This window comes from Clostridioides sp. GD02367, assembly GCF_045900275.1.
In the GTDB taxonomy this organism is placed as follows: domain Bacteria; phylum Bacillota; class Clostridia; order Peptostreptococcales; family Peptostreptococcaceae; genus Clostridioides; species Clostridioides difficile_A.
Window position 1 is genome coordinate 1 of the sequence record NZ_JBJODK010000014.1, and the last position, 24044, is coordinate 24044.

The 24044-nt window shown below is 28.5% G+C and carries 23 protein-coding genes, 2 riboswitches and 1 other annotated feature; of the genes, 4 read left to right on the plus strand and 19 right to left on the minus strand.

Annotated features, from left to right (window positions below):
- Nucleotides 1–186 precede the first annotated feature (186 nt).
- The gene (locus tag Q3223_RS15830; protein ID WP_054270200.1) at nucleotides 187–951 is read left to right on the plus strand and encodes a 1-acyl-sn-glycerol-3-phosphate acyltransferase; all 765 of its coding nucleotides are present in this window, start codon (nucleotides 187–189) and stop codon (nucleotides 949–951) included.
- A gap of 62 nt (nucleotides 952–1013) precedes the next feature.
- A complete protein-coding gene (locus Q3223_RS15835; protein WP_021384547.1) occupies nucleotides 1014–1298 on the plus strand; it encodes a hypothetical protein in 285 nt (94 codons plus the stop codon).
- Between the two features lie 75 nt (nucleotides 1299–1373).
- Here Q3223_RS15835 and Q3223_RS15840 read toward each other — a convergent pair whose 3' ends face one another.
- From Q3223_RS15840 to recQ, 19 genes are all read right to left on the minus strand, one after another.
- Nucleotides 1374–2918, minus strand: coding sequence for a hydantoinase/oxoprolinase family protein (locus Q3223_RS15840; RefSeq protein ID WP_079739717.1), 1545 nt, complete (start codon nucleotides 2916–2918; stop codon nucleotides 1374–1376).
- A gap of 19 nt (nucleotides 2919–2937) precedes the next feature.
- Nucleotides 2938–4017: a DUF917 domain-containing protein gene (locus Q3223_RS15845; protein WP_054270198.1), complete on the minus strand. Its 1080-nt coding sequence runs from the start codon at nucleotides 4015–4017 to the stop codon at nucleotides 2938–2940.
- A gap of 53 nt (nucleotides 4018–4070) precedes the next feature.
- Nucleotides 4071–5360, minus strand: coding sequence for a cytosine permease (locus tag Q3223_RS15850; RefSeq protein ID WP_054270197.1), 1290 nt, complete (start codon nucleotides 5358–5360; stop codon nucleotides 4071–4073).
- A gap of 162 nt (nucleotides 5361–5522) precedes the next feature.
- Nucleotides 5523–5734, minus strand: a binding site (T-box leader).
- Between the two features lie 454 nt (nucleotides 5735–6188).
- Entirely contained in the window at nucleotides 6189–6620 is a 432-nt protein-coding gene (locus tag Q3223_RS15855; RefSeq protein WP_054270196.1) for an MOSC domain-containing protein, read from the minus strand.
- A gap of 33 nt (nucleotides 6621–6653) precedes the next feature.
- Entirely contained in the window at nucleotides 6654–7124 is a 471-nt protein-coding gene (moaC, locus tag Q3223_RS15860) for a cyclic pyranopterin monophosphate synthase MoaC (RefSeq protein ID WP_054276629.1), read from the minus strand.
- A gap of 3 nt (nucleotides 7125–7127) precedes the next feature.
- Nucleotides 7128–8087, minus strand: coding sequence for a GTP 3',8-cyclase MoaA (gene moaA, locus Q3223_RS15865; protein WP_054270194.1), 960 nt, complete (start codon nucleotides 8085–8087; stop codon nucleotides 7128–7130).
- 46 nt (nucleotides 8088–8133) lie between these two features.
- Nucleotides 8134–8637 (minus strand): molybdenum cofactor biosynthesis protein B, encoded by a 504-nt coding sequence (locus Q3223_RS15870; protein ID WP_054270193.1) that lies wholly within the window; start codon nucleotides 8635–8637, stop codon nucleotides 8134–8136.
- Nucleotides 8638–9116: 479 nt separating this feature from the next.
- Nucleotides 9117–9443, minus strand: a complete 327-nt coding sequence (locus tag Q3223_RS15875; RefSeq protein WP_054270192.1) for a heavy metal-binding domain-containing protein — start codon at nucleotides 9441–9443, stop codon at nucleotides 9117–9119.
- A gap of 141 nt (nucleotides 9444–9584) precedes the next feature.
- Nucleotides 9585–9956 carry a CoA-binding protein gene (locus Q3223_RS15880; protein ID WP_054270191.1) on the minus strand — a complete coding sequence of 124 codons (372 nt, stop codon included), beginning with the start codon at nucleotides 9954–9956 and terminating at the stop codon, nucleotides 9585–9587.
- Nucleotides 9957–10003: 47 nt separating this feature from the next.
- On the minus strand, nucleotides 10004–10507 hold the full coding sequence (locus Q3223_RS15885; protein ID WP_407812195.1) for a molybdenum cofactor guanylyltransferase: 504 nt from the start codon (nucleotides 10505–10507) through the stop codon (nucleotides 10004–10006).
- A gap of 128 nt (nucleotides 10508–10635) precedes the next feature.
- Nucleotides 10636–12003 (minus strand): GTP pyrophosphokinase family protein, encoded by a 1368-nt coding sequence (locus Q3223_RS15890; protein ID WP_054270190.1) that lies wholly within the window; start codon nucleotides 12001–12003, stop codon nucleotides 10636–10638.
- Nucleotides 12004–12403: 400 nt separating this feature from the next.
- Nucleotides 12404–13798 carry a YfcC family protein gene (locus Q3223_RS15895; RefSeq protein WP_407812196.1) on the minus strand — a complete coding sequence of 465 codons (1395 nt, stop codon included), beginning with the start codon at nucleotides 13796–13798 and terminating at the stop codon, nucleotides 12404–12406.
- Between the two features lie 177 nt (nucleotides 13799–13975).
- Nucleotides 13976–14677, minus strand: a complete 702-nt coding sequence (locus Q3223_RS15900) for a thiamine phosphate synthase (protein ID WP_231301352.1) — start codon at nucleotides 14675–14677, stop codon at nucleotides 13976–13978.
- Nucleotides 14678–15781, minus strand: coding sequence for a 2-iminoacetate synthase ThiH (gene thiH / locus Q3223_RS15905; RefSeq protein ID WP_231301350.1), 1104 nt, complete (start codon nucleotides 15779–15781; stop codon nucleotides 14678–14680).
- 16 nt (nucleotides 15782–15797) lie between these two features.
- Nucleotides 15798–16568 (minus strand): thiazole synthase, encoded by a 771-nt coding sequence (locus Q3223_RS15910; protein WP_054270186.1) that lies wholly within the window; start codon nucleotides 16566–16568, stop codon nucleotides 15798–15800.
- Nucleotides 16569–16630: 62 nt separating this feature from the next.
- Nucleotides 16631–17434: a thiamine biosynthesis protein ThiF gene (gene thiF, locus Q3223_RS15915; protein ID WP_079739718.1), complete on the minus strand. Its 804-nt coding sequence runs from the start codon at nucleotides 17432–17434 to the stop codon at nucleotides 16631–16633.
- Nucleotides 17427–17621 (minus strand): sulfur carrier protein ThiS, encoded by a 195-nt coding sequence (gene thiS, locus Q3223_RS15920; RefSeq protein WP_054270185.1) that lies wholly within the window; start codon nucleotides 17619–17621, stop codon nucleotides 17427–17429. The genes thiF and thiS overlap by 8 nt, the downstream gene beginning before the upstream one ends.
- 44 nt (nucleotides 17622–17665) lie before the next feature.
- Nucleotides 17666–18967: a phosphomethylpyrimidine synthase ThiC gene (thiC, locus tag Q3223_RS15925; protein WP_054270184.1), complete on the minus strand. Its 1302-nt coding sequence runs from the start codon at nucleotides 18965–18967 to the stop codon at nucleotides 17666–17668.
- A 140-nt stretch (nucleotides 18968–19107) separates the two neighbouring features.
- Nucleotides 19108–19219, minus strand: a riboswitch (TPP riboswitch).
- An 88-nt stretch (nucleotides 19220–19307) separates the two neighbouring features.
- Nucleotides 19308–21791, minus strand: a complete 2484-nt coding sequence (recQ, locus tag Q3223_RS15930; protein ID WP_407812197.1) for a DNA helicase RecQ — start codon at nucleotides 21789–21791, stop codon at nucleotides 19308–19310.
- A gap of 187 nt (nucleotides 21792–21978) precedes the next feature.
- A riboswitch (FMN riboswitch) is annotated at nucleotides 21979–22100 on the plus strand.
- Between the two features lie 132 nt (nucleotides 22101–22232).
- On the opposite strand from recQ, the gene ribD reads away from it, so the two are divergent.
- Nucleotides 22233–23345: a bifunctional diaminohydroxyphosphoribosylaminopyrimidine deaminase/5-amino-6-(5-phosphoribosylamino)uracil reductase RibD gene (ribD, locus tag Q3223_RS15935; RefSeq protein ID WP_074178306.1), complete on the plus strand. Its 1113-nt coding sequence runs from the start codon at nucleotides 22233–22235 to the stop codon at nucleotides 23343–23345.
- 30 nt (nucleotides 23346–23375) lie between these two features.
- A complete protein-coding gene (locus Q3223_RS15940; RefSeq protein ID WP_054270182.1) occupies nucleotides 23376–24041 on the plus strand; it encodes a riboflavin synthase in 666 nt (221 codons plus the stop codon).
- Nucleotides 24042–24044: the final 3 nt, after the last annotated feature.

A 24044-nucleotide genomic window follows, 5' to 3' on the forward strand; every position in this document is an offset into this window, starting at 1 on the left:
GCAGGAACCCTGTGACTTCAGTCATGGGAGGTTCAGAGAATATAACTGGTAAAATTAAAAGTATAAAATTTTAATATCTGTCTATTTTAAATATAGATTATATAACTGAATTAAAATAGACTTAAATTTTATTTTATGTTAAAATCTTTACAGTAATAAATAATTTTATTTTAAGGAGATAATTTTATGAATAATTACTTAAAATTTGCTACATATCAACTTATAGGCTTTACATCTTCTATACCTAGACTTATTAAAATTAAAAAGAATCCTGATAAATTTAGCTTAAAAGAAAAATTTGAATTTATGCAAAAGCAAGCTAGAAAATCTTTAGATATAGTAAATATAGACCTTAATATAATTGGAAAAGAAACATTACCAAAAGAACCTCTTCTATTTGTTGTAAATCATTCTAGTATGCTTGATAGTTTTATATTAGCAGCAAGTGTGGAAAGACCAATTGGATGTGTAATTGCAGACGAACCAGTTTGGAGAAATATACCTATATTTAAAGAATGGGCAAAACTATTAAGATGTGTATATGTAAACAGAAAAAACAATCGAGAAGGTATAAAAAGTATATCTGAAGCTTCTCAAAATATACTTAAAGGTCAAAGCATGGCTGTATTTCCAGAAGGAGATTTGACATGGATTAAAGAACCAAATTCATTGGTATCAGATTTTAGAAGTGGGGCCTTAAAAATAGCATACAAAGCAAAATGCCCTATTGTTCCACTGGTAATAAAAAACTCAAAAGATACTTATGAAGGGTATCAACCTATTGGCAAGATTAATTCTCTTCCTGTTGAAGTTGAATTTTTAGAACCGATTTATGACCATATTGAAAATCCTAGACTAAAATCTTCTGTACTAGGTGAAAATATAAAAAATAATATGATAAAAGCAATAGAAAGCTTTAGAAAATCAAATAAAACATTTAAAGAATTTTAATATTAAAATTTATTGACTAAAAAAAATTTTAATGTTAAAATTCTTTTTAAGAGGTGATTAACATGGCAAAAAACACAAAACAAACAACGGTTCATATTGATGAAACATTACTCAAAGAGGTTAAAAGAATAGGAATTAATGAAAATAAGAGTATATCCCAGATAATAAATGAATCAATAATAAATTATGTATTGGTATATAGAGAAAATGAAGATAAGGAAAAAAATGAACATGATAAGAATTTAAATGAAACAATAAATGCGTTCAAAAAAGAAGAAGAAAAAAGAATACAAGCTAAAAGTGCTGCTAGAGCTATAGCAGAAGCAAAAAAACGAGTTCTTTATTAAAAAACAAAAATCGGTACAAATTAAGCACCGATTTTTTGATATTTAAAATAATTTTAAAAATAATTAAATTCTTCTTTAAATTAAATCACCAACAACTTTTACTTTTATAAGAAGTGCATTTCCAGGAAGGTATGCAAGTGGAACATCTTCTATGTTTAATACTTCTATAGTATCTTTTTTAGCACCAGCCTTTAGAGCTTTATTTACTGCCTCTTGCTTTGCATCTTCTATAGCATCTTCCCTAGACATTTTATCTAAGCTATACACCTTTTCTACATCTCCACTTATTTGTCCTAATGCAGCACCAATAGCATTTGCAGCAGTATAATGAGGAGGTCTTATAACATTACTTATGCCTCTTAATTTTTCAGGAACAATTATACTTCCTCCACCCGTTAAAACTAACTCAACATCATCTTGACTAGTTTTCATTTGGTCTACAGCATCTTCTAGTTTTAAAATTACCTTTTTATATACCTCATCACAATACTCTTTATCTAAATGTTCAACATTAGTTTTTCTATCTTCAAATGCCATATCTAACCTTGTAACAACATCTGACAAAGTTAAAGTATCTCCACCAAATATTATTGCATCTTCAGTTATTTTGTAACCAACACTTTCAGGACCTATCTTTATATTATCTTTTTCACCTTTTACACATGTCCCACCAGCAAGTCCAATAGTTAAAACATCAGGCATTCTAAAGTTTGTATGTACTCCTCCAATTGTAACTGGAATTGATGATTCTCTAGGGAATCCATTATATAGTACCCCTAGGTCACTTGTAGTTCCTCCAACATCCAATACTATTGCATTTTTTACTTCTGATAAGAAAGAAGCTCCTCTTATAGAATTTGTTATTCCACATCCAATTGTAAAAATTGGATATTTCATTGTATACTCTAAATTCATTAATGTTCCATCATTTTGACTAAAATAAATTTGTGCATCTATACCTAAATCTTTAAGTGCTTTTTCAAATCCTAAAGATACTGCTTTACCTACTTGAGATAATGCAGAATTTAAAATGGCTCCATTTTCTCTTTCTAGTATACCTATATTGCCTATTTCATTTGATAAAGATATAGGAATATCACCTAGAATTTCTCTAACCCACTTTGCAACTTCCTCTTCTTGTTGTTTATTTACTGGAGCAAATACTCCACTTATTGCAACACTTTCCACTCTGTCTTTTATTTTATTGCAAAATTCTACAACTTCTTCTTTACAAAGTTCATTTATCTTTCTACCATCAAACTCATATCCACCAGACACTAGTATTGAATCTAGTTCTATCTTTTCTCTTAAATCTTCTGGCCAATCTATAAAAGGAAGAATAGCAGTTGTCGCTGGCTTTCCTATTCTTATCATTGCTACATTATTAAGTCTTTTTCTTTCTACAATAGCATTTGTACAATGAGTTGTACCAAGCATAGCATACTTTATTAAAGAATGGTCAATCTTACTTTCATCTATAACTTTTTTTAAAGCATTATAAACACCTGTTTCAACATCTTTTGTAGTTGCTACCTTAACTGAATGAATTACTTTTAATTCCCCATCCAGTATACAAGCATCTGTATTTGTTCCTCCAACGTCAATTCCTACACGATACATCAAAATTTCCTCCTAAACTTTATTTTCCTTGTAATTCTTCTACTGTTTTATATTCCACATCATATCCAAAGTATCCAGGTCCAACTGTCTCAATTCCTTTTTCTGTTCTCCATTTTTCATTACAAGGAAAAGCTACTACCATAACACGCGAACCGTATTTTATTCTTTCTGTAGTTATTGGAAATCCAGTTTCTAAATCTAATACTGCTATTAAATCTGGTGTAATACAAAGTGGTGTATCACCTTTTTTTGCAATTAAATTCTCGTTTTGAAATAATATAGAATACTCTCCATCATATTCATTAATTCCAGCAAAAAAAGCATGCCCTCTAGTAAATCCACCTTTCAATTCTCTCTTAATATCAATTACCTTTCCTTCAAATAACTTATATCCTTTTAATTCTTTCAATATATTCTCAACAGCACCTTTTGAATCAGACTTATTTTCAAGCAAAAATCCTCCTATAGTTTCAGCTATTGTAAGTGTATTACCTATAGCAGCTTTTTTAACTTGAGCTCCACTTAAATTGTAATCACTGATAGAAGAACTTCCTCCCATTTCCACAGTTAGAGTTCTGGCTAATCTTTCTGACCAAATTCCATCTACAGGATAAAGGATAGCAGAATTTCCTTTTTCATCAGACATTACAGCAGGTGATGCCTCATACCCTTCAAGATAAAAAGTTACCATTTGAGCTTCAGGAAAAGCTCTCCCCATAGAATCAGCATCCAAAATAGGTAGTCCTTTTTTTGCAGCAACTGCTATTGGCATAAGTGAGTTTATTCCTCCTATTTCTATAGGAATTATAACATCTACTTTTCTATTTATTAACTTCTCCATTATTTCTAAAGGTGTAGTTAATTCTACCTCAGAAAGTAATTTTTCTATTGTAATTACAGGAGAACCCATACCAGATACTGGAACTACTAGAGCATCATCATCAAGTTCATCCAAACTTATTACTTTTACAGGACCATACTTTTTAATTGCTTGTTTTGCAACAAGTTTACCTACATATGGGTCTCCTCCTCCTCCAGTTCCAAGTACTGCTGCACCAACTGCTATTTTATCTATACTTTCTTCTGTTAAAAATCTCATGTTACTTTCTCCTCATATTTCAAATTTATTTTATACTTTATAAACAAACTTCATTACACTGCTTTATCTACATTTTCCTTATTTTTTGCTGAACAAAGCACTTTTCCAATAATAGATTGTACTACAAATCCTGCTATAAACCCATCTAAAGGAGCTATAGTAGTAAGAGTTATAAATCCATATGTTGAAAGATAAGTTATCAATATCCCAATTACCCAAGATACTATTGAACGTTTAACTATTGGTTTATATAATACACCCTTATCAAAACCTTTAAGCTCTTGCTTTACTATGTAATATTCTGCTGTATATACACCACCAACAGGTGCAATTACGATTCCAAGTAGATTTAAGAATCCTATAAAACCTTCATATATTCCAAATACAGCTAATAATGTTGCTACAATACCAAGAACTATAGTTAATACTTTCTCAGGTGCTTTTTTAAGTACAAGTGCTATACTTAGTGATGCTGAATAAACATTACTTGTATTTGTAGTCCATTGAGCTAATGTAAGCACAATTATACCTGGTATAGCAATTCCCAACGTAATAAAAATTCTCATAATATCTGAAGTTCCCATACATTTTACCAATATTATAGAAACTACTATCATAAAGGCATTTCCAAATTGTATTCCCAAGAAACTTGAAAGTGCACAATCTCTTCTACTTTTAGCCCAACGACTTATATCAGGAGATACTATTGCACCAACTATTATTATACTCATTGATAAAGAAACTCCACCTGCAAATGTCATAGTAGACTTCATATTATCATCAACTGGAATTCCATTTGCTCTAAAAGCTAAAAATATAGTTAACATCATAAGAATTAATAAGAATGGTACTGAATATACACTTAATTTTTCCATTGCCTTATATCCATAAATAGCAGTGCTCATCATCAAGAGACCACCTATTAGGCTTAGAATTTGCATACTTACATCCAGATTAAATATATCTTTTATTATTATTTGTGCATTTTGAGCAAAGAAACCTACTTGAACTCCAAACCACCCTAATAGAGAAACCCCTATAACTAGAGAAAATATTTTTGCTCCAGTCTCTCCAAACACATACTTTGTTATCATAGATGTAGATAGACTTGTAGACGAACCAACTAAAGAGCATGTAGTATACAAAATTGCAGAAAAAAATGAACCAACAATTACTGATAATATTGCTTGTTTCATTGGCATACTCTGTGCCAATTCAGCCCCTAAAATAACAGATGATAAATCCACACCTATTGCTACTAAAACTGAAAACATAGCTACCCAGCCACGTTTTTGGTGCTCTGGAACCTGCTCCAGCGCATAGTTAATTTTTTCTTCTTCCATTTTCATCCCTCCATTTAAATCGTAAAGTCACTGAGTCCAGTATATTTTACAATTTTCTAATTTATAAATTTATTAACTATCATATATTTATATTTTTCATTTAATATATAGTTTTAAATTTTCTGAAATAATTCTATAATAAAAAACGCCTCTTGGAAAAATCCAAGAGACGAATATAAATCCGTGTTACCACTCTTATTAGTAAAAATTAATTTTACTCACTCATTTTCTTAAGGCGAATTAAACCACTATTATAACAAGATTATAATAGTATTCTCCAAAGTCCTTTTCACACAAATTCCAATATTAGTTCTCAGCCAAATCTAATTCTCTGTAAAATTCCTTTATGCTACTTTCTTCTTCTACGAATCTATAATATTTATTTATAGTTAATTTATGATTTATATAATAATATATATGCAATATTTTGTCAACTCAAAAAGTAAATTACTTGTATTTTTTAGTTTTATATGTAAATTTTTATATTATTACTATATTTATATAATGTAATTTTTAAAATTTCATCAAAATTTATACTTTATTATCTACAAATTTACAGTATAAACAGTTTGTATAAAACAATTAATTTTTGTATAAAATATAATTTTAAATATATAAAGAAAATATTTCTTCTTAAAAATTAAAAAATAAAAAGCTATGATTTTACATTCATAGCTTAATACAACTACTGTTTTAATTTACTAATACAATATTTCATCAACATTTTTATAATGATTAATCATTGTATTTTAAAACAGATACTTATATATTAATAATATTTTCATTGAATTATACGTCATATATAATTACATTTTAATAGTAATTTTACTAAATTATATCTACTGAATCATCCACATGTATAATTCCTTCTTTTAGAACCTTCACAAAAATTCCTTCTCGTGGCATTACACAGTCTCCAGTTAATTTCTTAATTTCACATCCATTGTGACACTTTTTACCAATTTGAGTCACCTCAACTTCACATTTACCAATTCTTAGTTTTGTCCCAACAGGTAAAGAAAATACTTCTATCCCTTCTGTAGTTATATTCTCAGCAAAATCTCCATATTTTAATTGGTCAAAACCTTTCATCTTCATTTTATCTATACTTTCTTTTCCAAGCAAGCTTATTTGACGATGCCAATCTCCTGCATGCGCATCTCCAACTATCCCATGATTTATTTTTAGTTCTGCACATTGTACAGGAACTTTAATTACACCTTTTTTCTCACTTATATTTATTGACACTACCTTAGCCATATTTCCTCCAAATTTTCACCCATATATTATTAATTACTCAAACTTAAAATCTCCTGATTTTCCACCAGTCTTCTCTACAAGATGTATATTACTTATAACCATTTTTTTATCAACTGCTTTACACATATCATAAATTGTAAGTGCTGCCAAAGAACATGCATTTAAAGCTTCCATCTCCACTCCAGTCTTTCCAAGAGATTTGCAAGTTGCATATATCCTAATAGCAGACTCAGAATCATCTATATCAAATTCCAAATCACATCCTACTAATTTTATCTGATGGCACATTGGTATATTTGAAGATGTATTTTTAGCTCCCATTATACCTGCAACCTGAGCTACAGATAGTACATCTCCTTTTTTTATCTGACCATTTTTTACTTTGTCTAAAGCTTCTCTACTAAGAGTAATTGTAGCTGTTGCTATAGCAGTTCTTTTAGTGTCATCTTTTTCACTTATATCTACCATCTTGGCATACCCTTTTTCATTTATATGTGTTAACATTACTTATCCTCCAATTTCATACATACGTCTATTTGTATCACTACATTTATTTTCTATTAAATGATGTTTTTCTGGCTTCTGTTTTATTATATCTTTCATTGATTCCCTAAATAACAATGGTTTATGTAAAAATGGTTTTATGTCTATTTCTTCTTTTGAATGTAAACACAATTTTATTGCACCACTAGAAGTAAGTCTAATACGATTACATGTATTGCAAAATGAACAACTTAATGGAGTTATAATTCCTATTCTTCCTTTGGCTCCCTTAAACATATAATATTCTGCTGTACTTTTTTCTTCATTTTTAACTTTATATAGTCCATATATTTTTTCAACCATTTCTTTTACATTAAAATAACCTTTTTTATAAACTCTATTAGCTTCACCTAATGGCATAAGCTCTATAAATCTTACATCAATTGGTGATTTAACAGTTAAAAACATAAAATCTTTAAGTTCATCATCATTAAATCCACTTATAGCAACACAGTTTAATTTTACTTTTATGCCTAAATTTAAACAAGATTCAATCGATTTTAAGACATCTTTTAAATTTCCACCTCTTGTTACAGATTTATACTTATATTCCTTCAAAGAATCTAAACTTATATTAACTTTATTTAAACCACATTTTTCAAGCTCAGAGATTCTATCAGAAAGCCCAATAGCATTAGTTGTCATTCCAATATTATTTATTCCACATTCTTCTTTTGTAAATTTTATAAGTTCATTTAACTTAGGATATAAAAGAGGCTCTCCCCCAGTAAATCTAACCTTGGTTATTCCTTGTTCTGACATAGCCTTTATAATGAATTTATAATCTTCAAAACTTAGATTTTCATTTATATAATTTTTATCAAATTTTACATCTGGTGGCATACAATAGACACACCTTAAATTACACTTATCTGTAAGTGAAATACGAAGGTAGTCTATTTTTCTTCCATACTTATCAATCATACTCTATCTACCTCTTTGTCTATTTTTTATCTATCTAGATTATATACTATTTACTTTTTTTAGTTGCACATTCTGTAGCTTCTCCTCTTAAAATTTCTATGCCATGGTCTAAAACATCAATTATAAAACTTAAATTTTCAACTGCACCTTTTGGACTTCCAGGTAAGTTTATTATTATAGAATTATTTCTTATTCCACTTACACCTCTACTTAGTATAGCTTTTTTGGTAATTTCTGTAGATTTCATTCTCATATATTCACTTAAACCTGGTATTTCTTTTTCTAATACTTCCTTAGTCGCTTCTGGAGTTACATCTCTTTTTGAAAAACCAGTCCCACCATTAGTAAGAATTAAATCTATTTTATTACTATCACAAAGTTTTACAATATTTTCCTTTAACATTTCCTTGTCATCTTTTATCAATACATATTCAATAACTTTATAATCTCCTGTATTTTCAACAAATTCAATTAGTTTTTTTCCTGTTATATCTTCTCTTTTTCCTTCATAGCCTTTATCGCTAAGTGTTATAATTGCAACATTAAACATATAATTTCACCCCTTTATACATTAACTAGACCTTTAAAAATAAAAACCAATTTAATAAAACCTACTCTATTTTATTTCCATTTTTCTCAGTAATATAACATATTATATCTACATTTCTTATCATATAACTTAATAGTACATACATTTTTATTATTCCAACGTTCACAAAATAAAAAATATTAACTTATAACTATTCCAAATATAAAACTAGTATATATGTAATCTATTTAACAAATGTACAATTACTTCCAATTTCTATAACTATTATAACATTGTCTATATTTTCTCTACTAATAAATTTTTTTAAGTCTATACCATATATTATATAATATAATTTTATTTATTTATATAATATCATCCCATTTTATTATCATAACGATTAAAATTCTTTCTTATATCAGTTTTTTCAAATAAAAAAAGGCATCCATAAAATTTTTAAAAGATGCCTCTTTTTAACTATTTATATTTTATTTTTCAAATTAATTCTTATCATCTTCTAAAATAACTGCTGTTCCATAAGCAAGCATTTCTGCTGCACCTTGCATAACTGAAGCTGAAGATAATCTAAATGCTATTATTGCATTTGCACCTTTAGCTTCTGCATCTTCAACCATCCTACCTATAGCAATTTGTCTTGCTTCAGTAAGCATTTCATTATATCCTGTAAGCTCTCCTCCAACAAGGTTTTTAAAGCTTGCTCCTATATCTTTTCCAACATGTTTTGCTCTTATTGTACTTCCTCTAACTAGTCCTAGAACTTCTGATATTTTTTTGCCTTCGACTTTTTCTGTGGTAACTATTAACATAATATATCAACTCCTTTATATCGTATTTAATATATTATATCATGCAACTTATAACTTTTTTAATAAATATTGTAACTTAATGTTTCATTAGTTAATCTATACTATAAAATAATGTGTTTGGTTAACTAGTTGTACCTTTTATTATTTAGTTAACTCATCATGTAAATTTAAATTATATTCTACATTCAATTTTAAATCTTTAATCTTTTTAATCATCATTTCACTAAAGCTTCCTTTTTCAAACCATATGTTTTGTATATCTAAAAGTTCTACTTCTTCTAAAATCACATCCATCTTAGATTGTTTGTCAATAATGGCCACAACGTCAATATTGTGTGGTACATCTTTTAAACACTCATACACATCTATACCTTCAATAGGTTTCTTTTCTTCATCTATAGCAACAACTTTGTACATATTCTTTTTAAGTTCATCTAATATTTTATATGCTTTACTTTCTTCATCGCTATTATTTAATATTACTGCCCAAGAATCGCATTTAAGTAAATTCATAAACTCTCCTCCATATAAATCCTACTCTATTTTATAACCATATCTAATTAAAATCCAGTTAATTTTTTATATTCATTAACAGTATTTACATTTAAAAATAAATCTTCATCATCAAAGTATATATAGCTTTTATCTATTTTGTCTATAAGGCTTCTGAGCTTTAAATCATTTCCTTCTATACATAAGGATACCTTATTTATTATACTCTTTTTATACCCAGAACACAATGGTTGTAACTTACCATTTGTCACTGAAATCATGCTTTTATCATCCATTTCATTAGCTATTCTTTCTACTATTTCACTATTTAGATATGGCATATCACATGCAACTATAACTATATCATACTTTGCATATTCAAGAGCAGTATATATTCCTCCAATTGGACCAACATTTTTTATTATATCATTATAAACTTTAATATTATATTTAGAATATAATTCTTCATTATTAGATATTATTATTACTTCATCAAAATTTTTAAATACTTCTATTGCAATTTCAATAAAAGGCTTTTCATGTAATTCTAGAAAAGCTTTATTTCTTCCCATTCTAGAATTTTTTCCCCCTGCTAAAATTACACCTGTTTTCTCTATATAAATCTCCCCCTTTAGAATATTTTTCTAAATTTATACGTATTCGAAAAATGGCGCATTAGCGCCATTTTAAAATTAATTGATTACTCAAATATTTGAATAATTTTTTCTTTAAATGCATTCATAAGCTTTTCTTTTTCTTCTAAGTATTCACCATAGCATTCATATTCTCTGCATATACAATTTATAATTTCACTTGATGTAAAGTTTATCTTTTCAAGATTATAGTTATACAAAATTTCAACACTATCAATTTCACTTATGCTATTGAATATACATTCATACATATCTTCAATTATAAGTTGACTATTTTCTTCAAATTGACATAAAAGTTGTTCTCTATTTTCTTCTAGTAATACATTTTCTTTTATAAACTCTACAAAGTTTTCAAAGTCTTCTGTATTGTTACATGGTTCTATTTCAAATAGTATTCTAAAAAATAGATTCCATGGGAATTCTGTATTTAATCTGCTTCTAAAATGATTTCCTAGGTCTTTACAAAATTTATCATCAAATGTTGGTTCTCTTTCAAATTCTATTTGCTCATTAAAATCTATGTCTTTATTTACAATCTCATTTAGTCTTGCAAACTCATCAAGCATGAAATTGCCCAAAACTTCATCACTTATATCCTGTTTATTAAAAGAATAGCTTAATATAGTCTCACAGGGTTTTTTAAAATCCACAACAAAACCTATACTTTTATTCATCTTTTCAGAAAAAGCATCATATACTAATTTCGCAAATAGTTTTTCAATTTCTTTTTTACTTACTTTCATATTAAAAGACTTTCCTGAATGAAAGTTTTTATAAATGCTTAAAAGCTGATTATCAATCATAGTAAGATTATTCTTTATAGAGTCCATCATATCCTTTATAAATTTATCAGCAAGTAAATATGTGTTATTTTTATAAATTATTTTATGTTCAATTTCACTCCAAAACACATTTACAAGAGACTTAATTTGAAGCTCAAATTTTACTTCTCTATCTAAATATGCAAAAACTCCATCTATTTTATATATTTCAAATCCATTTTTTTGTTTATTAGGTTGTCTTTCAGACAATTTTAATTTAATATTCTTATTTTCTTTATTATAATAGTTTACCTTGTCGTCTGTTTTATTAAAGTATCTTCTTAGAAGTCTATATATCTTGTTTTCATCCTCAATAAATCTGCATTCAATTCTCAAACCTATTAAGTCAGAGACATTGTGAATAAGATTACTTGCTTCTCCATATTTTTTTAAATATCTATTTCTAATTATCTTTTCTCTTAAACTTGATTCTGATTTTATTCTAGAGGTTACATTTATATATTCTTGATTTTTTTCATCCAAAATATTTTCAAAATACTCTTCTATTTCATCTGATATAGTTTCTAATGTTGGAGACATTGTCCTCAACATTTCAATAGACTCTTCAATAAAATCAAATTCTTTTAATCCCATAAATTTTTACACTCCCATATTTAATAACTGTTAGCTATTTCAGTTCTTTATATTTGATTACACTCTTATTCTAACATTTTTTCCTACTATAAGTAAGTATTCTCCAAAAACCTTCATATATATTTCAAATTAGAATTAATTTCTTTAGTTTTTTGACTTTTAATTTAATTTTATTTAGCTAATTTGATATAAAAAATAAGAGTAAGTAGATTAAATGTATATAATTTAAGAGATTGAAAGAGAAAATATACACTTACTAAGATATTTTGTCATTTATTATATAAAAAATAAATTGCCACTAAATTATTTTTAGTGGCAATTTATTGAAAATCATATTTTGGGTATTCTATTTCTTAGTATCTTATATAATCTCTAGCTATATTGAATAAACTCTCTTTAATTAAAATCCTATATATATACCTATTGTCAAAAAGACTAGAGATACAGCTGTCAAAATCAACAATATAGGCATTATAAATCTTACCCATTTTGAAAAAGGAATATGAGCTACTGCAAGTGCTCCCATCAATACCCCTGAAGTTGGAGTTATGAAGTTTGTAAGACCAACCCCAAATTGATAAGCAGTTACTATTACTTGAGCTGATATATTAACCAAATCACCAAGAGGAGCAAGTACAGGTACTGTAAGTGAAGCAAGACCTGAAGATGATGGAATTAAAAATGCCAATGCAGCTTCCAAGAAGAAAGATAAATATACAAATATAACTTTTGGAAGGCCACCTAAAAAAGCTGCTGCGGAATTTAATATAGTATCTATTATAAATCCATTTTGAGCAATTATTACGATTCCACGAGCTAATGCTATGGCAAGAGCGGCTGATGCTAAATCTTTGGCTCCATCTATAAAGCTTTCTGAAATTTCAATTTGAGATAATCTACCAACTAAACCAGAAAGTACTCCTATGGCAGCAAAACACATTGATATCTCTGGAATATACCATCCTTGGCTTAAGACACCCCAAATCATTATTGCCATACCTATTCCAAAGATAGCAAGAACAGATACTTCTTTAAAAGTAAATTCTTTTATTTCTGTTGAAGTTTGATTAAGTATTGACTTATTATTTTTATCTATTTCATATACTATTGAACTTTCAGGATTTTCTTTAACTTTCTTAGCATAATACATAACAAACGCTATACTTATTAATATATAAGCTATAAAAATAACTACTCTATATGCTACTCCTGAACCTGGAGCAAGTTGAGCTAGTGCCTGTGCAATACCAACCGAGAATGGGTTTATTGTCGAAGCTGCAGCTCCTGCTGCTGCTCCTATAAATACAATTGCTATGGCGGTTAGAGAATCATATCCTAAGGATGTCATAAGTGGAACAAATATCATATAAAATGGTAATGTCTCCTCTGCCATCCCAAATGTAGTACCTCCAAGACCAAATAAAATCATTGATATTGGAATTATAAGAAGTTCTTTTCCTTTAAATTTAGATATAACTGATGCTATTCCTGCTTCTATAGCTCCAGTTCTATTTACAATACCAAAGGCACCTCCAACTATTAATACAAAGCCTACAACCTCTGCTGAATCGATAAAACCTTCTATTGGTGCCTTAAAAACATCTGCAAACCCTTGAAGATTGCTTTCAACACTTTGATAAGTTCCTGGTACAACTACCATTCTACCTTCTACATCTTCTCTACTAAATTCACCACTTGGTACTACCCAAGTCAATATTGCCATTAAGACTATTAGTAAAAATATTATTGTAAAAGTGTGTGGTATAATAAATCGTTTCTTTTTACTGTCAGTCATTATAATGTCCTCCATACTTTACTAAATTTTAAATCTTTTAGGATATTGTTTAATCTCTCTGACTAAAGTTTTCCCTTTTTACAATTTTTTATTAGCAAAGATACAAAATAAAAAAGTTATCTTTTAAATTTTAAAAGATAACTTTTTTATTTTTCTTTAAATTAAGGATTCCATATACTATTTTAATAATTCAATTTTTTCATTATAATCTGAGATTGTTTTTTTAATATCTTTAGATTTCATTATAGTTGACATTATGGCAAAATCATCACAGTATTTCAATGTTTCTTTGACATTGGATGGTAAAATTCCTCCTAGTGCAACTATCTTAATATCAGTAATCTTCTTAGCTTCTTTTAGAAGCTCAATTCCTTTTGGATGTAAACCTTCTTTACATTTAGTTTCATATATATGTGACAAGGTTATGTAATCTACTCTTATATTTTTATTTCTCATCAGATTTTCTAAATGTTCTACTTCCTCTATTTGATGTAAAGATAATCCCAGTATTTTATCTTTATTAAAACTGTAATTATTTTCAAGTAAATCCAAGAATACTTTAAAAGGAAGATGAATCCCTTGGCAATCTGTTTTTTCAAAAAATTCAATATTACTATTTACTATAAAGTTAACCTTAAGTTTATTAATACTTTCTTTCTGATTTATATTAATCTTCAAATTTTTATTCAGTATTTTCTCTTGAAAATCTATACAATTGATTTTGGTTTTTATTTTCATATATAATTTGTTTAATTCTTCATATTCTAAATCTTTTTCTCTTATTATAATGTTTTTTATACCACTCAATATAGACTCTTTAATAACTTCTAAATATCTTTCTTCATTACATAATAATTTTCTGTTTGTTATCAAATACATCTAAAATCTTTCCCAGTCTTTAAATACATGTTGATATCCAATTGAGCTTAACATCTTCTCTACATCTGCAACAGTGCTTTCATCATTTATCTTAAATTGAGCAGTATCATGCTCATCTTGAGAATGCCCCCCTACATCAGTAGAAACACCTGCACTCAATTTAGTTACTCCTAAAGGTATTATATGACTTCTCATTTCCAAGTTTTCTCTAGTTGATATATTTATTGCTGCATGTGGGTCAAACAATCTCATACATATCATAGCTTGAACCAAATCAGTATCACTTATATCTACTAATTCTTCAAAACAACCTTTAAAAGGTCTCATTCTTGGTGTTGAATATGAAAGCTCAATATGAGGATATTTTGTTTTTAAATATTTCCCATGCAATATTGTAAAAAAGGTTTCTTTTCTAAAATCATTCAACCCTAAAAGTGCTCCTATCGATAAAGTCCTCATGCCTGCTTTTGCCCCTCTTTCAGGAGCATCTAACCTAAATTTATAATTTGCTTTTGGGCCTTTTATATGCACTTTTTTGTATATTTCCTCGTCATAAGTTTCCTGATATACTGTTAGACCTTCAACGCCTTTATCTACAATATACTTATACTCTTCTACTTCCATTGGATAGACTTCTATACCTATAGATGGAAATTTTTCTCTTAATATTTCTATAGCTTCACCTATATATTCCACACTTGAATGAAAACTACTCTCTCCAGTCAAAACAAGTAAATGTTTAAAACCTTCTTTTGAAATTACATTTCCCTCTTCTCTAATTTCATCCATAGTTAATTTTTTTCTTTTTATTCCACTTTTTATATTATAACCACAGTAAACACATTGATTTACACAATAATTTGCTATATACATTGGTGTATATAAACATACTGTTTTTCCAAAATATTGAACACTTAATTTATGTGCTTTCTGCGCCATGGTTTCTAAATGTTTTACAGCAGTTTTAGAAAGCAAATTTAATATATCAAAATCTTCAAGCTTGTCCTTTGATAAACTTCTTAAAACATCATTATCAGTAACATTATTTAAATATCCATCAAAATCAAAATTTCTATATTTTTCTATTACATCATAAAAACTCATCACCAATCACCACTTTCTATAAATTGCCTAAAAAACCTGTTAAAGGAGAAGATGCGTTTGCAAATTCTGATACACTTCCTGTTTTTGCGAGATATGCTTCTCTTCCACCCTCTACAGCTAGTCTAAATGCTCTTGCCATTTGCACAGGATTTCCTGCTGAAGCTATCGCAGTGTTAACGAGTACAGCATCAGCTCCCATTTCCATAGCTTCCATAGCTTGAGATGGTTTGCCAATACCCGCATCCACTATTATTGGTATATCTAATTCATCTATCATTATTCTTATCATTTCTTTCATTTGAAGCCCTCTATTTGAACCAATTGGAGCCCCGAGAGGCATAACTGCTGCTGCATTAGCTTCTATAAGTCTTCTTCCAGCATAAAGGTCTGGTGTCATATATGGAAGAACTATAAATCCTTCATCAGCAAGTATTCTTGTAGCTTTTATAGTTTCTTCATTATCAGGAAGTAAATATCTAGTATCTGATATCACTTCTATTTTTATAAAATCTCCACATCCCATTTTTCTGGATATTCTAGCTATTCTTACTGCTTCTTCTGCATTAGTAGCTCCTGATGTATTTGGAAGTATTGTCATTTCTTTCGGAATATATGTTAATATATTCTCTTGTTTATTATCTAAATCCACTCTTCTAAGTGCCATTGTTATTATCTCACTGCCACTTTCTTTTATTACCTCAGGCAATATATTATTTGAACCATATTTACCTGTTCCAACCAACAATCTACTATTGAATTCATGTCCACCAAGTACCAATTTATCCATATTATTTCCCTCCATGTACAACTTTTTTAATATTCAATCTTTTTAGAATTTAATTTTAGTATTTACATATCTATAAGTATTTGTGTTGCCAAGTTTGCCATGTGATTTGCACAGATAGCGACCCTTGGAGCCATAAGACCTTCACCAAATTTAGCTTCATTTACAAAATCACCACATATATAAAACTTGTCTTTTATCTTCTTAGTAGTTATTATATTTGAATCATAATAACCTGCCATACCTGATGATGCTATTAGATATTTATCTTTTAAATTTATTAACACATAGTTACAAACCTGTGCCTTACATGATGCATCATCAAAAGCTTCAATTATCAAATCTGAATCTTTAATAGCATCCATATTATGTTTATTTAAAAAAATATCTTGTTTCTTTAGCTTTATAAACGGATTTATTTTTTTTATATTTTCTATCATAGCATCAGTTTTTAATTTTCCAATATCATCTATAAAATACTGCTGTCTATTTAGATTAGAAGGTTCTACAACATCATAGTCTATAAGTAAAAGTTCTCCTACTCCAATTCTGGCTAAAGAGATAGCTATATTGGACCCAAGTCCCCCTAACCCCAATATAGCAACCTTCCCTTTTTTTAACTTATTATGTATATTTGGAGTATGTCTCGCAATCAATAAGTTTTCTAATTCATCAAATGATGGCTTGACTCCCTTTTGTATAAGTGTTAATTTATCGTTCTCACAAAGAGGAATATCTGTTTTAATTGGATATCCATTTAACACTAATACATCACATTTACAATTATAATCATCTCTAACTTTGTAGGCAGTCGTATTTTCTTCAACATCTGTTAATAATTCATTTACAAATATCTTTATTTTAACCACCTCCAACAAAACTAATAAGCTCTATAATATCTTCGTCTTTCAATATATATGTACTGTAGTTGGATTCTTCAATTATTTCTAGATTTACTTCAACTACAACTCTATCACTCTTTAAGTTATATTTATTTAATAAATCTATTATAGTCAAATCTTTTTTAAATTCAACATCCTTCCCATTAACCTTCACCAAATCACCTCCTCTTTTTAAATCTATTTTATTCTAATCACAAATTATATTAAATTAAGTTCCTCATTATTTAGTATTTTCTTAACTGTTCTCATTGAACACATTTTTCCACACATAGTACAGCTATCTTCATGAGTAGGAGTTGATTCATCTCTATATCTCTTAGCTTTTTCAGGATCTATTGCAAGTCTAAACATTTCACACCAATCTAAATCAGCTCTGGCTTTACTCATCTTATTATCCCATTCACGAGCACCTTTAACGTTTTTAGCTATATCTCCTGCATGAGCAGCTATTTTTGCAGCTATTATACCTTCTTTCATGTCATCTAAATTAGGTAATCTTAAGTGTTCTGCTGGAGTTACATAACATAAAAAGTCTACTCCTTTAGCACATGCCAAAGCTCCTCCTATTGCACTTGTTATATGGTCATAACCTGGTGCTATATCTGTAACTAATGGCCCAAGAACATAAAAAGGTGCTCCATGACACAATCTTTTTTCTAATACTACATTTGCTTCTATCTCATCAATAGCCATATGACCAGGTCCTTCTATCATTACTTGTACATTTCTCTCCCATGCTCTTTTAGTAAGCTCACCTAATACTACTAGTTCCTGAATTTGAACTCCATCAGTAGAATCTTTTATACAGCCAGGTCTACAAGCATCTCCTAAACTCAATGTAACATCGTATTCCTCACATATATCCAATATTTTATCAAAATTAGTATAAATAGGATTTTCCTTATTATTCAATTCCATCCATGCAAATAACAGAGAACCTCCACGAGATACTATATGAGTTAATCTTTCATGATTTTTTATCTTTTGGCAAACATTCCTTGTAAGACCTGCATGTATAGTGATAAAGTCAACTCCATCAATAGCATGTTGTCTTATTACATTCAAAAACTCTTCTTCTGTTATATCTTTTAATTCTTTTTCTAAATATCCCACTGCATCGTACATAGGTACTGAACCTATCATTGCAGGTGACATTTCAACCACTTTTTCTCTAAATTCTCTAGTTTTACCATAGTTACTCAAATCCATTATAGCTTCAGCTTTCATGTCTATTGCTACTCTAACTTTTTCAAGTTCTTTTTCTATATCCTTACAATCTCTTGAAATTCCTAGATTTACATTTATCTTTGTTCTTAAATTTTTACCTACACCTTCTGCACTTAAAGATTTATGATTTTTATTAGCAGGTATAACAACTTGTCCATTTGCTATTAATTCTCTTAGTTCATTCACATCTACTTGCTCTTTTTGAGAAACGATTTCCATTTCTTTAGTTATTATGCCTTTTCTAGCAGCATCCATTTGTGTTGTATAATTCATATTACAATCCTCCAAGATTAAAGTTATAGTTTTTGAAAATAAAAAAAGTGCTTTTCCTTGTTTGGAAAGCACTCTTATAATCATATATACATTTAGACAAATTTTCCCTAACATTAAATAATTTGTCTATTTATGTAACAAAATTATATTAAAAGCTTCCCTTCGCAAGCATTATCTTGATCAGGTTATTAGGGTTTGTAAGTTACGGCTTTATCTCTCAGCTAGCCAATTCTAGCGCCCCTAGCTCTAATTTTTCATTATTTTTACAAATTCAGTATAACACAGCAAAATTATTAGTTCAACACAATAATACAAATTTTATTTTTGGAGATATTAAAAATTACTCTGACATAATATCATTTTTTAAATTTTTAAGATAAGAATCAAGCATCACAGCTCTTATGTTTTCATACTTTATTGAATCTGGAAGTTTTCTTTTTATGTTATTTAAATTATCATATCCTACTTTTTCACAAACTTCTAAAATCATTTGCTTTTCATCTTCATTGTAGAAATTTTCTAATTCTAAATCAAACGATATACTATGTCCATCCTTTACATAGTCATGGGCATATCCAATAATAGTCGATAATGAAATCTCTAGTTCTTGGCTAATACTTTGTATATCCTTGCCTTGATTTAATAAATCTAATGCTATTTCATTATTTTTTCTACTTTCTCCATCTAGTATTAACTTCCTTTTACCCTTTTTTTCCCAAGTAACATTAATATCATTTTCTCTTACATATTGTTTGACTTCATCCAAAATACTAGCTCCATACTTTTTAATTTTTACTCCACCTATACCTGAAATGTCCTTCAGTTGCTCTTCATCAATTGGATATCTTCCACTTATTTCTTTCAGTGTCTTATTGGATAAAATCATATATGGGAGTACTTTTTCTTTTATTGCATATTCACCTCTAATACTTAATAGTTTTTCATATAGAGCTTTATCTGAATTAACTTCAAAGAACTCACTATTAACATTATATAAATCGACATTTTTTTCTTCACTTTTTTTGTTTATGTTGTTTTTTTCGACATGTTCTTTAATTATTGTTTCAAAATCTCTACCATATTTTTGATACTTAATTTCCCCTACTCCAGATATATCTAACATCTCTTCTTTATTAACTGGATAACTGCTAGACATAGCCCTAAGTGTCCCATCACCAAATACCATATATGGAGCTATTCTTTCTTCACTTGCTATTGAATGTCTAAGCTCTCTTAAAGCACTATATAACTCATCTTCTACTTCTAATGATTTTGTCATCACGATTTCTTTAAATTCAACTTTCACTTGACCTTTTAAAACTTTCATAGACATATCATTCAATCTTATGGTTGGAAAACTTCCTCTATTTCCATTACCTAAAGTCTCAACTAAATCCAAGAATCCATGGGAAACCAATGTATTTATAAAGTTCTTTAAATCTTCATTTGAATAGTCTTTCATAATATTATATGTAGATAAAGTATTCAATTCAAGTTGTAAAATCTTTTTATTCTTAGAACCTCTAAGTACATCTACAATGGTAGTAACACCATAACTTCTTTTCATTCTAGCTACACATGAAATAACTTTTTGAGCATCTATAGTTTTATCTACTATTTCACCTTCTACTAAACAGTTACTACAATTATTACAATCTTCTATATAGTTTTCTCCAAAGTAATTCAATATTGTCCTTCTATAACATGAATTACTGTAAACCAAGTCAATCATATATTGAAGCTTTTTGTGTTGAAATAACTTTCTTTCAGGATTCTCAACTCCAATATCGATTAAATATTTTTGTATATGTACATCTCCTGGAGAAAACAAAAGCACACATTCACTTTTCTCTCCATCTCTACCAGCTCTACCTATTTCTTGATAGTAATTTTCTATACTCTGAGGCATGTTGTAGTGTATAACCCATCTTATATTAGGTTTATCAATACCCATTCCAAATGCATTTGTTGCTACCATTATATCCACATCATCATTTATAAAATCTTCTTGATTTTTACTTCTTTCATTTTTAGATAAACCTGCATGATATTTTGATACAGATATATTTCTCTTAGATAATCCATTATGTATGTTTTCAACTTCCTTTCTAGTTGCAGCATATATAATTCCAGACTCATTTTTATGATTTTTAATATAATCTAAAATATATTTATTTTTACTAGATGATTTTACTATGTTTATTGATAAGTTTTCTCTATCAAAACCGGTTATATAATAGTCTGGATTTTCTAGACATAATAAATTTATTATATCAGCTCGTACCTCTTCTGAAGCGGTTGCTGTAAAGGCTGTAATTATAGGTCTTTTAGGTAAATTCTTTATAAAATCAGAAATCCTTCTATAACTCAATCTAAAATCATGCCCCCATTGAGACACACAATGTGCTTCATCTATTGCAATTTGACTTATGTTGTTATTATTTATTAGTTCAATAAACTCATATGCATCTAATCTCTCTGGAGCAATATAGAGTATTTTATAATTATTTTTTCTAATATTATTTAATATCTCATTAAATTCTTTATTGCTCAGTGAACTATTTATGAAAGCAGCATTAATCCCCATAGTCTTTAAAGCATCTACTTGGTCTTTCATAAGAGATATAAGTGGAGAAATTACTATTGTCATCCCATCTAATATCAATGCTGGAAGTTGATAACAAATAGATTTACCACCTCCAGTTGGCATTATAGCTAGTACATCTTTTTCACTCAAAATAGAATGTATTATAGATTCTTGACCTTTTCTAAAGCTTGTATATCCATAGTATTTTGATAGTATTTCTAAAAGTTTTTCATTCATATATTTCTCTCCTAATTTAAATTAATTAGACTTCTTTCCTGATTATGTTCAAATTTTTATTTTTATATTCACAATCCCAGTATTTCAAAGTTTATAGACGTTCTATATTATATATTAACATATATTTCGAAAAAAATTGTTTGCAAAGTAAAATAATTTATGATACATTCTAAATATAAATTTAATACTTAATCTTCGGGGTAGGGTGAAATTCCCAATCGGCGGTATAGCCCGCGAGCCAAGCTAAAACTTGGTTGATTTGGTTAAATTCCAAAGCCGACAGTAAAGTCTGGATGGAAGAAGATATGTTTAATGAGTTTTTTGTAGAGCTGTTTTATTGTGCTCTTATTAAACATTTATTGTAGATTATTCTAAACCCTGAGTTAATTCTCAGGGTTTTTTGTTTAAAAATTATCTAATTAAACAGGAGGTGTACACATCTTGAATTTTGTGAATCAAAAAGAAAAAGATATTTATTATATGAAAAAAGCTCTTGAATTAGCTAAAAAAGGGGAAGGTTTTACAAGTCCAAATCCACTGGTTGGGTGTGTAATTGTTAAAGATAGTGAGATAATAGGCAAAGGATATCATGAGAAATTCGGCTCTAATCATGCTGAAGTAAATGCTATAAACAGTGCTAAACAAAGTTTAAAAGACTCTACTCTTTATGTGAATTTAGAACCATGTTCTCATCATGGTAAAACACCACCTTGTGTTGATAAAATTATTCAAAATAAAGTTAAAAGGGTTGTCATATCTACACTAGACCCAAACCCACTTGTTTGTGGTAATGGAGTAAAAAAATTAAAAGATAACAACATTGATGTTACTGTAGGAATATTAGAAGAAGAAGCAAAACAATTAAATGAAATATTCTTTTATTACATAAAAAATAAAAAACCTCTTTGTATTGTAAAATCGGCAGTAAGTCTAGATGGTAAAATTGCTACAAAATCACTAGAATCAAAATGGATATCTAATGAGTCTTCAAGATACCTAACTCATAAATACAGAAATAAGTATCATAGTATAATGGTTGGTATAAACACAGTTTTAAATGATAATCCCTTGCTAACTTGTAGACTTAATCAAGATGAAGTGTCTCATCCTACAAGAATAGTAATAGATACAAATCTGAGATTACCAGTTAACAGTAATTTAGTTAAAGATAAAACTAGTAAAACTATAGTTTTCACATGTTGTGAAGACAGTAAAAAATTATCAGTATTAAAAGAAAAGAATGTTGAAGTCATAATTTCTCCTAAGAAAAATGGCTTAGTTGATTTAAAATTTGTAATGTATAAACTAGGAGAACTAAACATTGATTCTGTACTAGTTGAAGGGGGTTCTACACTTAATGACAGTCTATTTAGAAATAAATTAGTTGATAAGGTCAAACTATTTTTATCCCCTAAAATTATAGGTGGTAAAGACGCACCTACATTTGTTTCTGGAGAAGGAGTAACTCGTCTAGCAGATTCAACACAACTAGTAATTAATGATGTAACTTTAATAGATGGAGATGTTTTGATAGAATCTGATGTTTTAAAATAAATTTTATGAATATATGTACAGGAGGTCATAATGTTTACTGGCATAGTAGAAGAAGTTGGAATACTTAGAAAAATTACTGCTAATGGCAAAAGCGGACAAGTAACCATACTATCAAACAAAATATTAGATGGTACAAATCTTGGAGATAGTATCGCTGTAAATGGAGTTTGTCTAACTGTTTCAAAACTAGGAAAAAATGAGTTTACAGCAGATGTTATGATGGAGACAATTCGTTCTACAAATTTAGGCTCATTAAATACAAATGACAAAGTAAACCTTGAAAGAGCCATGAGCCTTTCTTCAAGATTCGGAGGTCACATAGTAACAGGGCATGTTGATGGTAAAGGTACTATTTGTAAGTTTGAAAAAGACGAAAATGCAGTTTTAGTGAGCATACGACCAGTAAAAAAACTCTTATCATCAATGATACTTAAAGGTTCAGTTGCCATTGATGGTGTAAGTTTAACTATATCATATTTGGATGATGAAATATTCAAAGTTTCTGTCATACCTCATACTAAATTGAATACTACTCTCTTAACAAAAAATGTTGGAGACTTTGTTAATTTAGAAAGTGATGTAATTGGAAAGTATGTTAATAATTTTATGATTAATAACTACAAGGAATTAAATTCTAATAGTAGTAATTGTAAATCAAATATAGATAAAGATTTTTTATTTAAAAATGGTTTTTAAAAA

Bases quoted from the DNA above. Each gene is read 5' to 3' on its own strand.
- Q3223_RS15830 (WP_054270200.1), top strand. From the start codon at position 187: ATGAATAATTACTTAAAATTTGCTACATATCAACTTATAGGCTTTACA.
- Q3223_RS15835 (WP_021384547.1), top strand. From the start codon at position 1,014: ATGGCAAAAAACACAAAACAAACAACGGTTCATATTGATGAAACATTA.
- Q3223_RS15840 (WP_079739717.1), bottom strand. From the start codon at position 2,918: ATGTATCGTGTAGGAATTGACGTTGGAGGAACAAATACAGATGCTTGT.
- Q3223_RS15845 (WP_054270198.1), bottom strand. From the start codon at position 4,017: ATGAGATTTTTAACAGAAGAAAGTATAGATAAAATAGCAGTTGGTGCA.
- Q3223_RS15850 (WP_054270197.1), bottom strand. From the start codon at position 5,360: ATGGAAGAAGAAAAAATTAACTATGCGCTGGAGCAGGTTCCAGAGCAC.
- Q3223_RS15855 (WP_054270196.1), bottom strand. From the start codon at position 6,620: ATGGCTAAGGTAGTGTCAATAAATATAAGTGAGAAAAAAGGTGTAATT.
- moaC (WP_054276629.1), bottom strand. From the start codon at position 7,124: ATGTTAACACATATAAATGAAAAAGGGTATGCCAAGATGGTAGATATA.
- moaA (WP_054270194.1), bottom strand. From the start codon at position 8,087: ATGATTGATAAGTATGGAAGAAAAATAGACTACCTTCGTATTTCACTT.
- Q3223_RS15870 (WP_054270193.1), bottom strand. From the start codon at position 8,637: ATGTTTAATGTTGCAATTATAACACTTAGCGATAAAGGCTATGAAGGA.
- Q3223_RS15875 (WP_054270192.1), bottom strand. From the start codon at position 9,443: ATGTTAATAGTTACCACAGAAAAAGTCGAAGGCAAAAAAATATCAGAA.
- Q3223_RS15880 (WP_054270191.1), bottom strand. From the start codon at position 9,956: ATGAATTTACTTAAATGCGATTCTTGGGCAGTAATATTAAATAATAGC.
- Q3223_RS15885 (WP_407812195.1), bottom strand. From the start codon at position 10,507: ATGGGAAGAAATAAAGCTTTTCTAGAATTACATGAAAAGCCTTTTATT.
- Q3223_RS15890 (WP_054270190.1), bottom strand. From the start codon at position 12,003: ATGGGATTAAAAGAATTTGATTTTATTGAAGAGTCTATTGAAATGTTG.
- Q3223_RS15895 (WP_407812196.1), bottom strand. From the start codon at position 13,798: ATGACTGACAGTAAAAAGAAACGATTTATTATACCACACACTTTTACA.
- Q3223_RS15900 (WP_231301352.1), bottom strand. From the start codon at position 14,677: ATGTATTTGATAACAAACAGAAAATTATTATGTAATGAAGAAAGATAT.
- thiH (WP_231301350.1), bottom strand. From the start codon at position 15,781: ATGAGTTTTTATGATGTAATAGAAAAATATAGAAATTTTGATTTTGAT.
- Q3223_RS15910 (WP_054270186.1), bottom strand. From the start codon at position 16,568: ATGGATAAATTGGTACTTGGTGGACATGAATTCAATAGTAGATTGTTG.
- thiC (WP_054270184.1), bottom strand. From the start codon at position 18,967: ATGAATTATACAACACAAATGGATGCTGCTAGAAAAGGCATAATAACT.
- recQ (WP_407812197.1), bottom strand. From the start codon at position 21,791: ATGAATGAAAAACTTTTAGAAATACTATCAAAATACTATGGATATACA.
- Q3223_RS15940 (WP_054270182.1), top strand. From the start codon at position 23,376: ATGTTTACTGGCATAGTAGAAGAAGTTGGAATACTTAGAAAAATTACT.